This is a genomic window from Mariniluteicoccus flavus (assembly GCF_054776655.1).
Map to the genome: position 1 here is coordinate 44,356 of NZ_BAAHBN010000016.1, position 11,538 is coordinate 55,893.

An 11,538-nucleotide genomic window follows, 5' to 3' on the forward strand; every position below is an offset into this window, starting at 1 on the left:
GCGGGGCCGGCAGGGCCGGGCGTACGCGGGTCCGAGCCGGACCCGGGATGGCGAGGGAGACCGGCCCCGGAGGGCTAGTCGATCTCCGCGCGCTGCTTGAGTTTCGCGAGGCGTGAATCCCAGGCCGAGGCGAGGGAGGCGAGTCGGGTGCCGGTGGCGTCCAGGGTTTCGGGACGCACCGAGAAGCGCACCTCGCGGCCGGCGCGCCGGCTGGTGACCAGGCCGGCCTGGTCAAGGACCGCGAGGTGCTTGACCACCGCCTGTCTGGACACCGACACGTGGGCCGCGAGGGTGGTGGCCGTGGCCTCGCCGAGCGAGCCCACGAGGTCGAGCAGCTGGCGGCGGGTGGGGTCGGCCAGCGCCATGAGAACGCTGTCGGCCCCTCCGTCGACCAGCGGTGACGTGTCGCTCACGCCAGCGTGGCCTCGACCCGCGTACGGAAGTCTGCGAGCACGTGGCCCCAGCCGTCCGCGTTCTGGTCCATCGCCTTGTCGCGGTGGTCTTCGGGACCGGTCAGCGAACCGAAGCCGCTCTCGACGACGCGGAGGCGGGTGGCGTCGCCCTCGATGCTGAGGAGGAACTCCACGAGCGTGCTGTTGTCGTCGCGCAGCTCGGCTCCGGGGAAGGCGCTGGCCCAGCGGTAGGCGAGATACGACGGCGGGTCGACCTTCTCCACGCGCACCGGGAACTCGCCGTACGTGCTGTTCTTCGCCACCATCGATTGCCCCTCCTCGGCGAGCTGTTGGGTCAGCGTACCTTCATCGGCCACCCACCAACCGGGCTGGGCGACCATCGCCCAGACGCGGTCCAGGGGGGCGGCGATCAAGGTTTCGCGTTCGATGCGGTCAGTGGTCATGACGGTCACGCTTTCTGTTGACGGGTGCCGTGTCGGCGGTTGATGTGCAACTCGAGTGTTGCACCTCCTTGCGTCATCCGCAACCCTCGAGTTGCAGTTTATTCCGCGTCCGTCCGCGCCGGCGCCGGTGGCGCCCCCGACGGCTATCCTTGCGAGCGCCCCGCCCACGCGCCCCGACCAGTCCCAGGAGCCCCCCGTGAGCCACCCGGCGTACGGCAGCCGCTTCGCCCCCGGCGCCGCACCCCCGCCCCCCGCTCCGCCGCCGCCCCCCAAGCGGTCGATGCGGCCGGTCATCCTCGGCGTCGGCGCCATCGCCGTCATCGCGCTCGCGGTCGTCGTGGCCCTGGCCATCACGCTGGGCAACGCCCCGAAGAAGGGCCCCAACTCCAACGCCCGGCCGTCCGACGCGGCTCTGGCCTTCCTCGACGCCGTGGCGTCCGGCGACGCGGCGAAGGCCCTGTCGCTCCAGACCCACCAGCCCGCCGACCGCCTCCTGTTGACCGACGAGTCCCTGGCCGCCTCGCGCAGGGTCGCCCCGATCACCGACATCGCCGTCGTCACCGACACCGAGACCGTCACCGAGGTCAGCTATCGCCTCGGCAGCGAGACCAAGCGCGCCCTGTTCAAGCCGGTGCGCCAGCCCGACGGCACCTGGCGCATCGAGCGCGGCACCACCACCCTGCAGATCAACAGGCGCAAGGGCCTGCCGGTGCTGGTGGACGGGGTCGAGATCGACAAGACCGAGGTCGAGATCTTCCCCGGCGCCCACGGCGTCACGACCGGCAAGCGATACGTGGCGTACGCGGAGCCCACGTTCACCGCCGCCGACGGCCAGGCCTTCCCGCGCCTCGCCCCCGCGCCCCGCATCACCGAGGAGGGGCGAACGGCCTTCCTCGCCGCGGCGAAGGCGGCGCTGGATGCCTGCGTGCAGCAGAAGTCCATCGATCCGCCCGACTGCCCCCAGCACGTCGGCACCGCGCCTGATCTCAGGCCCGACCTGAACACCCTGCGGTGGCGCCTCGAGGGCCCCAACCCGGCCGACGGGCTGCAGCCGAGGATCAGCGGTTCCGACGACACCATCGCCGAGGCCGGGTTCACCGTGGACATGTCCATCGTCGTGAAGGTGACCCAGGGCAAGACCTCCGGCGAGGTGACCGGCAAGTGGCCCTTCAAGGCCACTGCCGTCGCGTCCCTGATGACCGAGCCGATGCAGGTGAAGTTCCGCCGCTGACGGCTGTGGGGCGGGCGCTAGGGTGGCTTGGTGACCACTGCTCCCGCCCTGAACCTCGCTGATTTCGACCGCTCCGTGCGCCCGGCCGACGACCTGTTCCGCTTCGTCAACGGCACGTGGCTGAAGACCGCGACCATCGATGACGACAAGCCCGGCGCGGGCGCGTTCGTCGAGCTGCGCGACGCGGCGGAGGCCGCTGTCCGCGACATCATCACCGGGCTGCCGGGCGGCGAGCCCGGCAGCGACGAGGCGCGCATCGCCGACCTGTACGCCTCCTTCATGGACGTCGACCACGCCGAGGCCGCGGGGCTCGACCCGTTGCGCGAACGGCTCGCGGCGATCGACGCCGTGGGCTCCCCCGCCGACCTGCTCCGGCTGTGCGGCGAGCACGCCGCGATCGGCGCGCGGTCCCTCATCGGGCTCGACGCCGACTCCGACCCGGGCGACCCGGACCGCTGCGTACTGTTCGTCGCGCAGGGCGGCATCGGGCTGCCGGACGAGGCCTATTACCGCGACGAGAAGTCGGCGGCGATCCGGGCCGAATATGTCGCCCACATCGAGCGGACCCTCGCCCTCGCCGGGTTCGAGGCCGACGCCGCCGAGGCCGCCGAGCGCGTCATGGAGCTCGAGACCGCGATCGCCGCCCACCACTGGGACAAGGTGCGCTGCCGCGACATGGTGCAGATGTACAACCTGCAGTCGTGGGCCGACTTCACCGCCGCCGGCTCCGTGGACTGGGACGCGTTCCTCGCTGGAGCGGGCATCCCGGCCGACGCCGTGGCGGAGGTCGTGAACTGCCAGCCCTCGTTCTTCTCCGAGGTGGCCGACCTCGTGACCGCCGACCGCCTCGACGCGTGGCGCTGGTGGGCGCGCTTCGCACTGGTGTCGTCGTTCTCCCCCTATCTGGCGTCGGCGTTCGTCGACGAGCGCTTCCGCTTCTACGGCACGGTCCTGAGCGGTACGCCGACCAATCGCGAGCGTTGGAAGCGCGGCGTCGGTCTGGTGGAGGGCGCGCTGGGCGAGGCCGTGGGACGGCTCTATGTCGAGCGCTACTTCTCTCCCGACGCCAAGACCCGCATGGACGAGTTGGTCGCGAACCTCATCGAGGCCTACCGCCGCTCGATCTCGGGCCTGGAGTGGATGACCGACGAGACCCGGGCGCAGGCGCTCGAGAAGTTGGAGCGCTTCACGCCGAAGATCGGCTTCCCGGCGAAGTGGCGGGACTATGCGGCGCTGGAGGTCTCCCGTGACGACCTGGTCGGCAACGTCGTGCGGGCGAACCGGTTCGAGCTCGACCGCGCCATCGCGAAGGTGTCGGAGCCCGTCGACCGCGACGAGTGGTTCATGACGCCCCAGACCGTGAACGCGTACTATCACCCGCTCCGCAACGAGATCGTGTTCCCCGCGGCGATCCTGCAGCCGCCGTTCTTCAACGTCGACGCCGACGACGCGGTGAACTACGGCGGTATCGGGGCGGTCATCGGCCACGAGATCGGCCACGGCTTCGACGACCAGGGCTCGACGTGCGACGGCGACGGGCGCCTGCGGGACTGGTGGACCGACGCCGACCGCGAGGCGTTCGAGGCCCGCACGAAGTCTCTGATCGACCAGTACGCGGCCCTGTCCCCCGAGGGCGCCGACGGCCAGACGGTGAACGGCGAGCTGACGATCGGCGAGAACATCGGTGACCTCGGCGGGCTGAGCATCGCGTACAAGGCGTGGGAGATCGCGCAGGAGCGAGACGAGGAGCCGCTCTCCGAGCGAGCGCAGCGAGACGAGGAGGGCTTCACCCCAGCCCAGCGCCTCTTCCTCTCCTGGGGGGCCGTCTGGCAGGCCAAGTTCCGTCCGGAGGCGGTCAAGCAGCGGCTGGCCACCGATCCGCATTCGCCGAACGAGTTCCGCTGCAACCAGATCGTGCGGAACGTGGACGCGTTCTATGCGGCGTTCGAGGTGACCGAGGACGACGCGTTGTGGCTGGATCCGCAGGAGCGGGTGTCGATCTGGTGATTTTCACTTGACTTGAATCAAGTGAATGTCTAGCGTGATCGATACCTCCTCGAAAGGATTGATCATGTCGGGTCGCCTCATCGGATCACTCGTCGGCGCCAGCTTCGGGCTCGTGTTCCTGCTGGTCAACAGCGGGGGCCTGCCCGCCCTCTGGCCGCTGGTCGTGCGCGTGGTCGCGGCCGCCGCGGCGGTCGCCTTCGTCGCGCTGGTCGTCCGCGGGCGCCGGCGCCTCTTCAGCCGCGGCGACGAAGACTCGGCCAAGCCGTTCGGCGGCTGGTTCTGGCTGATCCTCGCGGTCGAGGTCGTCGCGCTGTTCGGCGGCCGCCTGGTGCTCGGGCGCTTCGTCGACCTCGCCGTCGCCGGAGTGGCGTGGACGACACTGGTGGTCGGGGCCCACTTCTTCCCGATGGCGCGGGTGACCGGCATGCGCATGTTCCTCGCCCTGGCCGCGGCCCTCACGCCGCTTGGCGTGATCGGCCTCGCCCTCGCCTTCGCGGGGTCTGCCGCGTGGCCGGTCGCGCTGATCTCTGGCGTGGGCGCTGGGCTCGTGCTGCTGGTCTTCGCGATCCGGGGGGTGGCGATCGGCGAGGGCGCCACCGGACAGGCCGCTGGCCAGGTCGAGCCCGGGGTGGGCGTGCGGTGACGCGCGCGTACAACTCGCCGGCCCGCGCCCGCCGGGCCGAGGAGACCCGGGATCGCATCGCAGCTGCGGCGCGCGAGTGCTTCCTCGCCGACGGGTTCCACGCCACGAGCGTGGCGCAGGTCGCCCGGCTCGCCGGCACCAGCGCGCAGACCGTCCACACCCACTTCGGCAGCAAGGGGGCGCTTGTCGCGGCCGTGCTGGCGGGGCTGGAGGCGGACGCCGGGGCGGATGAGTGGCGCGAGCGCATCTCCGCCAGCCCCACCGCCGCGGAGCGCCTCGACGCCTGGGCCCGCTGGACCGCGACCATCCTCGGGCCGGCGCGATCGATGGCCCCGGTGGTCCGCGACGCAGCATCGGAGCCGGCGCTCGTCGAGCTGAAGCAGGCGGGCGATGGCCAGCGCCGGGCGGCGGTCGACGACCTGGCCTCCGGTCTCGCGGCGTCGGGCGACCTTCGCGCGGGGGTCAGCCAGGAGGCCGCGGCCGACCAGCTCTGGATGTTGTGCGGTCTCGAGGTGTATCTGCTCGGGGTCGACTGCGGCTGGACCGATGACGCCTACGCGGACTGGCTGAGCGAGACGCTGCGGCGCACGCTGCTGGAGACCGACTGAACGTGACACATCGCTCATCAGTGACGATCTCACGGCTCAGAACGAGCTCGAGATCGTCACTGACGAGCGAAAAGTCACACCCAGGGCCTCAGCCGCGCAGGTCCAGCACGATCTTGCCGCGCGCGTGGCCCGACTCCAGCTCGCGGTGGGCGTCGGCCACCCGCTCCAGGGGCAGCACCTGCGACACCTCGAAGCTCACCGCGCCCTCGTGGACGCGCAGCGCCAGCTGCTCCATCTCGCGCGGCAGGTCATGGATGGCGGGGATGTGCGCCTCGATGCCCCGCTCCTGCGCCGGCGTGAGGTCGGCCAGGGTCGGGAGCACGACGATGCGCCCGCCGTCGACGAGCTGGTCGAGGGACTTCTCGAACGTGTCGAAATAGACCCCGTCGAGCACGACGTCGACCTTGGGTGCCGCCTCGCGGAAGTCCGTCGTGGTGTAGTCGATCGGCGTCGCGCCCAGCTCGCGGAGCCGATCCTGGTTGCGCGTCGAGGCCGTCGCCCACACCTCGGCCCCCGCGGCCACGCAGAGCTGCACCATCAGCTGGCCCACCCCGCCGGCCGCGCCGTGGACCAGCACCTTCTCCCCCGAGCGCACCCGAGCCAGTTCGTGGACCGCCACCCAGGCGGTGGTGCCGACGAGCGCCAGCCCACCCAGGACGACCGGGTCAGCTCCCTCCGGCGCCTGCGCGAGACAGGTCGCGGGGAGCGCGGCGTACTCCGCATAGCAGCGCCCGCGATGACTCAGCGGCGTCACGCCGAACACGAGCTGGCCGGGGGCGAAGTCGTTGACGCCCTCGCCGCACCGCTCGACGACACCGCACGCCTCGCGCCCGAGGACGACCGGGAAGTCGTCGGGGCCGATGCGTTTGGCGAGGCCCGATGAGCCGTCGCGGATCTTGTAGTCCAGCGGGTTGGTGCCGGCCGCGAGGACGCGGACGAGGACCTCGCCCGCCTCGGGCTCGGGGACAGGGGCCTCGACGACGTGCAGCTCGTCGGGCCCACCGAATCGGTCGATCTGTGCCTGGCGCATGAGGCCATTGTGGCCTCCCCCAGCCTCGGCAGCCGACCTCCCCCTCGGTCACGCCATGGACAGACGACCAACATGTCACCCAGTCGTCACCCTTCACCCCCCGATTGGTCGCCGACCCGTGCCAGCCTCCCCCAGAACGATCCGACCACCGAAAGAGGTCCCCCCATGTGCCAGGGCTGCAGCCACGACACCACATCCACCGCACAGGTCGAGGCCTTCCGCGTCCAGGCCGACGCGGAGCTCGCCGCCATGGGCTTCTCCCGGCGGCAGATCCTGCGCGCGGGCGCGATGCTGGCCGCCGCGGCCGGGCTGGGCGCCGCCGGCGTCGTCGGCACGACCCGCCCGCCCCGGGCGTACGCCGAGGACCCGCGCCTCACGTGGCTGGTCGGCGACCACCACGTGCACACGCAATACAGCCATGACGCGAAATACCTGATCCGCCAACAGCTCGACAACGCCCAGCGCTACGGCGTGGACTGGCTCGCGTTCACCGAGCACTCCAACTTCGCCCACGCCGAGAAGGGCGTGTTCTCGTCGCTGAAGGAGATCCAGGCCGAGCGGGCCCGTCGGAAGATGCTGATCTTCCAGGGCATCGAGTGGTACATCCCGGCCGCCGAGCACTGCACCGTCCTGGTCACGCCCGGCGCCAACGAGGCCACGACGTTGCGCGCGTTCGAGCTCGCCTGGGACGGCAAGCTCAACGGCTGGGAGAAGCCGGCCAACGCGGCGCAGGCGGCCGAGTGGGAGCAGAAGGCCGCGCAGGCCATCGCCTGGCTGGGTGGCGAGCGCCGCGCCGGTCGCGTCGACGACGCGCTGATCATCGCCAACCATCCGATGCGGCTCGGCATCGACTCCCCCCACGAGATGCGCCTGTGGCGCGACGCCGACCGCGACATCATGATCGGCATGGAGGGCGCGCCCGGCGCGCAGGGCTACGGTGCCGGCAAGAACGTCGACATGGGCGACCAGCGCGGCGAATACACCAATCGCCCGCGGCCCGACTCCCACCCCGCGTACACCGAGGACATGTATCGCCCCTACGGCGGCTTCGACTGGATGACCGCGACCGTCGGCGGCCTGTGGGACTCGATGCTGGCCGAGGGCCTGCCGTTCTTCATCACGTCCAACTCCGACAACCACCTGACGGTGAAGGACACCTGGCGCATCGGCGACTACCCCGCGAGCGAGCCCTACACCTCGCTGCCGAAGGAGTTCGACCGCTGGGCCGTGCTCGGCAAGCGCCCCGACCCGGTCGACTCGGGCCAGCCGCAGGGCGGGTCCGACTACTGGCCCGGCCAGTTCTCGCGTACGCACACCGGCGTCACCGACCGCTCGTACTCCGGGGTCATGGCCGCCCTCCGCGCCGGCCGCGTGTGGGTCGACCACGGCCACCTGCTGCAGGGCCTCGACGTACGCGTCCGCGCGACCACGGCCGGCACGGCGGCCCCGCGTGCGGCGGGGGTCGGCACCACGCTCGGCGGCCGCGTCGCCGCCGTCCGCGGCCAGGACGTGACGGTCGAGATCACGGTGACCACGACCGACTACGTGAACTTCGCCGGCATCCGGCCCGACCTCGCCCACGTCGACATCATCGGCGGGCCGGTCACCGGCCCGGTGGCGGACAGGGACACCATGCGCGCACCCGGCACCAAGGTGCTACACCGGTTCGAGACGAAGGGGCGCCGCGGGACCTACACGCTGACCCACGTCTTCCGCGACGTCCAGGAGTCGTTCTACGTCCGATTCCGCGGGTCCGACGGCCGCCGCTCCGGTCCCGGCTACCACGGCGCGGCGGTCGACCCCGCCGGACCGATCCGCCACGGCGACATGATCGGCGACGCCGACCCGTGGATCGACACGTGGTTCTATGCCAACCCCGTGTTCGTGAACGTACGCGCGGCCGCACCCACCCCGAGCGCGTCGCCGACGCCGAGCCAGTCCCCCAGCCCCTCGGAATCGCCCAGCCCGTCGGCATCGCCGAGCCCGTCCGGTTCGCCCACTCCCAGCGGTACACCCGGCCGTCCAGGCACTCCGGCCCCGACGAAGCCCCCGAAGGACGCCACCGGCGGCCTCGCCAACACCGGTCACTGACGCGCGCCGGCGGTCCCGGCTCGCAGGGAGCCGGGGCCGTCGGTGTCATTCCTCCGTCTGGTCGTCCTCCGCGGGCGCCCACGGTCGGTGGCGCCAGGTGGCGAGCCAGATGGCATAGAGCAGGGCCAGGCCCAGCAGCGTCGTCAGGTGGCCCCCCTCGTCGACCGGCGCGCCCGCCCAGCCAGCGAGCATCGGCGCAACCGCCATGCCGGCCGCGCCGACGCCGACCGCGACCTTCGACGACTTCCACAGGCCGATGAACACGATGGCCGCGACCGCGGCGAACGCGAGTCCCAGCGGGAGCGAACGGTTGGCCAGGATGCCGCCGGTCATCAGCGTGATCACCCCGGCCACGGCCAACACCGACAGCGCCACGATGTGAGCCATCGTGAACACGAACTTGCCCTGACGGTTCATCGGTCCTCCTCCAGCTCGAGCCCGAGGGCCAGCAACAGGTCGTCACGGAACGCCCCGGCGGCCAGCATCACGCCGAACGGCAGGCGTACGCCGTCCACGTCCTCGGCGTGCACCGGAAGCGAGATCGCCGGCCGCCCGGTGATGTTGAAGACGCTCGTCCACGGGGTGAACGCGGTCTGGGCGGCGAAGTCGGCCTCCGGGTCGGCGTCGTCGCGCAGCGACCCGTGCCGGGCGGGTGGCTGCGCCAGCGTCGGCATCACCACCACGTCACACCGGTCCTCCCACGCCCGGGCCAGCTCGCGTGTCACGCGCTGCTGGGTGGCGATCGCGGCCGCGTACGCCTCCCCGCTCACCTGGCGCCCCACCTCCCGCAACCAGCGGGTCAGGGGCCGCAGGTCGCCCTCCCGGCCCGCCGGGACCGGGGCGCCCACCGCGCCCACCGACCAGACCGAACGGAAGGCCTGCCAGCGCTCGGCGAGGTCGGGCACCGGCACGTCGACCACCTCGTGGCCGAGCGCCACCAGCCGCGCGACCGTCCGCTCGACCGCGCGCAGCGCACCAGGGTGGACCGGCGCGTCGGGATCAATCAGCGGCCGCGTGGTCACGCCGACCCGCAGCCGCGGCACCGGCCGCTCGAGCCTGGCCAGGAACGAGGCCTCCGGGGCCGCGTACGTGTCCCCTGGCCACCGCTGCGCCAGCACGTCCAGGGCCGCGGCGGTGTCGCGCACGTCCCGGGTCAGCACGCCGTGGCTGGACAACGCCGGGCCGTCGACGCGGTGGGGGCCGGGCGAGATGAGGCCGCGGCTGGGCTTGAGGCCGACAAGCCCGCAGGCGGCCGCGGGGATGCGGATCGAGCCGCCGCCGTCGGACCCGTGCGCCAGCGGCACGATGCCTCCGGCGACCGCCGCTGCCGCGCCGCCCGACGACCCGCCTGCAGACCGCGAAGGGTCGAAGGGCGTCGACGCGGGCCGGTGGCCCTCCGGCTCGGTGTAGCACGGCAGCCCGAACTCCGGCGTCGCCGTCTTGCCGATCATCACCGTGCCAGCGGCACGCAGCAGCGTGACGACGCCGTCGTCGACGCGCGCGATGTTGCCGCGCTGCGTGGCCGAGCCGGCCTCATGGGGCAGCCCGGCGACAGCCGTCAGGTCCTTGATCGGGCACGGCACGCCGAACAGTGGGCCGGGCTCGAACTCGGGCTCGCGCAACCGGGCATCGAGCGCTCGGGCCTGCTCGAGCGCCGACTCCTCGGCGACGTGGACGAACGCACCGAGTTCGTCCGCGTACGCCCGCCCGATCGCCTCGCGGGTGACCTCGGCGACGGATACCTCGCGGGCCCGGATGCGGGCGGCGAGCTGAAGGGCGGTGGGGTCCACGCTGTGATCCTAGGCGTGGGGGTGCGGGTCGGCGACATTCCTTTACATTTATTAGAACACATGTTTGCTTTTAGTGTCATTGTGGGATACCCTTGACTCATGACTTCGGGGGAAGTGATCGACACGCGTGAGGCGCTCGTACGCGCCGCTGCGGCGTTGGACGCGCTCTGCGAAGACCGGGCTGGGTTGGGTGACGGGGCGCGGTTGGAGCTGGTCGAGCTGTCGCGGGTTGTGTCGCGGCGGGTGGGCGCGTTGGCGGTGGTGCTGGTCGCGGAGGCTGACGCGGCGAAATCGGCGGAGACCGCCAAAGGCACACCCTTGGCGACGTTGTTGATGACCGACCCGTCGGTGTCGAAGGCGGAGGCGATGGGCGCGGTCTACACCGGCCGGGAGCTGGCGGAGAGCCAAGCCGTACGCGAGGCCGCGCTCGCCGGTGAACTGCCGGTGGACCGGGCCGAAGTGGTGCTGAAAGCGGTACGCCAACTCCCCGACGGGCTGAGCACCGACGAGCGGGCGGCGGCGGAGGCCGACCTCGTCGCGCACGCCGCCGAGGTGACCGGCACGACCGTCGCGAAGGCGGTCCGGGACTGCCTGGGGCGGGTCGCACCGTCGCAGATTCCGTCGGCGGAGACCGAACAGCAACGGCTGGAAGCGCAGAGGAAACGCGCGTACGCCCGCCGCCACCTGCGGTTGCTGGACGACGGTGATGGTGGCCTCGACATCCGCGGCAACCTCCCCGCACTGGAGGCCGCACCCCTGGTCTCGATGATCAACGGGTTGGTCGCGGCAGGGCGACGGGAACAACGCGAATCCCGCGACCGGTTGGACCCGCTGCACGAGGTGACCCACGAACAACGGAGCGCCGACGCCCTCATCCAGCTCGTTGCGCAAGCAGCAGGCGCGACCACCGGGCCAAGACCTGTCTGCGGATCCGACTCAACGACTGGATGCGGTCCACTGGGTGGACAGAGGCAGGCGCCAACCTCGTCCTCCTCTGCCCCCACCACCACGCCCTCGTCGAACCCCTCCGCCTCCACCGCGCCAGCCGACCGGACCGCTGGGAAATCGAGATCGACCCCGCCGGGATGCCGGTCGTCATCCCACCCACCAGAGTCGACAAACACCGCCGCCCCATCACCAGAGGCCCCACCCACGAAGCCGCCGGATAACCCGGCCCGAAGTCGCGGGCCGGAATGAATCAGCGGCGGGGCCGCCGGATGACCGACACCAACTCCCCGACCTCCAGGGTTCGGGCCGGGCTGGTCCGCGTCAACGGGATCGT

Annotated in this window: 11 protein-coding genes; 6 read left to right on the top strand and 5 right to left on the bottom strand. The window is 71.8% G+C overall.

What is annotated here, in order from left to right; translation table 11 throughout:
- Positions 1–74: 74 nt before the first annotated feature.
- Positions 75–413, bottom strand: a complete 339-nt coding sequence (locus tag ACYVAG_RS16865; RefSeq protein WP_460771602.1) for an ArsR/SmtB family transcription factor — start codon at positions 411–413, stop codon at positions 75–77.
- The gene (locus tag ACYVAG_RS16870) at positions 410–856 is read right to left on the bottom strand and encodes an SRPBCC domain-containing protein (RefSeq protein WP_460771603.1); all 447 of its coding nucleotides are present in this window, start codon (positions 854–856) and stop codon (positions 410–412) included. Before ACYVAG_RS16870 ends, ACYVAG_RS16865 begins: the two co-directional genes overlap by 4 nt.
- A gap of 196 nt (positions 857–1,052) precedes the next feature.
- Here ACYVAG_RS16870 and ACYVAG_RS16875 point away from each other — a divergent pair, with 196 nt between their 5' ends.
- The 4 genes from ACYVAG_RS16875 (at position 1,053) to ACYVAG_RS16890 (ending at position 5,345) form a co-directional block, all read left to right on the top strand.
- A complete protein-coding gene (locus tag ACYVAG_RS16875; protein WP_460771605.1) occupies positions 1,053–2,087 on the top strand; it encodes a hypothetical protein in 1,035 nt (344 codons plus the stop codon).
- A 30-nt stretch (positions 2,088–2,117) separates the two neighbouring features.
- The gene (locus ACYVAG_RS16880) at positions 2,118–4,094 is read left to right on the top strand and encodes a M13 family metallopeptidase (RefSeq protein WP_460771606.1); all 1,977 of its coding nucleotides are present in this window, start codon (positions 2,118–2,120) and stop codon (positions 4,092–4,094) included.
- A 64-nt stretch (positions 4,095–4,158) separates the two neighbouring features.
- Complete coding sequence (locus tag ACYVAG_RS16885) at positions 4,159–4,737, top strand: hypothetical protein (RefSeq protein WP_460771608.1); 579 nt, start codon at positions 4,159–4,161, stop codon at positions 4,735–4,737.
- A complete protein-coding gene (locus ACYVAG_RS16890; RefSeq protein ID WP_460771610.1) occupies positions 4,734–5,345 on the top strand; it encodes a TetR/AcrR family transcriptional regulator in 612 nt (203 codons plus the stop codon). Before ACYVAG_RS16885 ends, ACYVAG_RS16890 begins: the two co-directional genes overlap by 4 nt.
- Positions 5,346–5,433: 88 nt before the next feature.
- Here ACYVAG_RS16890 and ACYVAG_RS16895 read toward each other — a convergent pair whose 3' ends face one another.
- A complete protein-coding gene (locus ACYVAG_RS16895) occupies positions 5,434–6,375 on the bottom strand; it encodes an NADP-dependent oxidoreductase (protein ID WP_460771612.1) in 942 nt (313 codons plus the stop codon).
- 165 nt (positions 6,376–6,540) lie between these two features.
- Here ACYVAG_RS16895 and ACYVAG_RS16900 point away from each other — a divergent pair, with 165 nt between their 5' ends.
- Entirely contained in the window at positions 6,541–8,466 is a 1,926-nt protein-coding gene (locus tag ACYVAG_RS16900) for a PHP domain-containing protein (RefSeq protein ID WP_460771613.1), read from the top strand.
- Between the two features lie 45 nt (positions 8,467–8,511).
- Here ACYVAG_RS16900 and ACYVAG_RS16905 read toward each other — a convergent pair whose 3' ends face one another.
- Together ACYVAG_RS16905 and ACYVAG_RS16910 are read right to left on the bottom strand one after the other, a co-directional pair.
- On the bottom strand, positions 8,512–8,883 hold the full coding sequence (locus tag ACYVAG_RS16905) for a hypothetical protein (RefSeq protein ID WP_460771615.1): 372 nt from the start codon (positions 8,881–8,883) through the stop codon (positions 8,512–8,514).
- A complete protein-coding gene (locus tag ACYVAG_RS16910) occupies positions 8,880–10,256 on the bottom strand; it encodes an amidase (RefSeq protein WP_460771616.1) in 1,377 nt (458 codons plus the stop codon). The genes ACYVAG_RS16905 and ACYVAG_RS16910 overlap by 4 nt, the downstream gene beginning before the upstream one ends.
- Before the next feature lie 204 nt (positions 10,257–10,460).
- Here ACYVAG_RS16910 and ACYVAG_RS16915 point away from each other — a divergent pair, with 204 nt between their 5' ends.
- On the top strand, positions 10,461–11,453 hold the full coding sequence (locus ACYVAG_RS16915; RefSeq protein ID WP_460771618.1) for a DUF222 domain-containing protein: 993 nt from the start codon (positions 10,461–10,463) through the stop codon (positions 11,451–11,453).
- Positions 11,454–11,538: the final 85 nt, after the last annotated feature.

Excerpts from the sequence above, each read along its gene's own strand:
- ACYVAG_RS16885 (WP_460771608.1), top strand. The coding sequence starts at position 4,159 with ATGTCGGGTCGCCTCATCGGATCACTCGTCGGCGCCAGCTTCGGGCTC.
- ACYVAG_RS16905 (WP_460771615.1), bottom strand. The coding sequence starts at position 8,883 with ATGAACCGTCAGGGCAAGTTCGTGTTCACGATGGCTCACATCGTGGCG.
- ACYVAG_RS16900 (WP_460771613.1), top strand. The coding sequence starts at position 6,541 with ATGTGCCAGGGCTGCAGCCACGACACCACATCCACCGCACAGGTCGAG.
- ACYVAG_RS16870 (WP_460771603.1), bottom strand. The coding sequence starts at position 856 with ATGACCACTGACCGCATCGAACGCGAAACCTTGATCGCCGCCCCCCTG.
- ACYVAG_RS16895 (WP_460771612.1), bottom strand. The coding sequence starts at position 6,375 with ATGCGCCAGGCACAGATCGACCGATTCGGTGGGCCCGACGAGCTGCAC.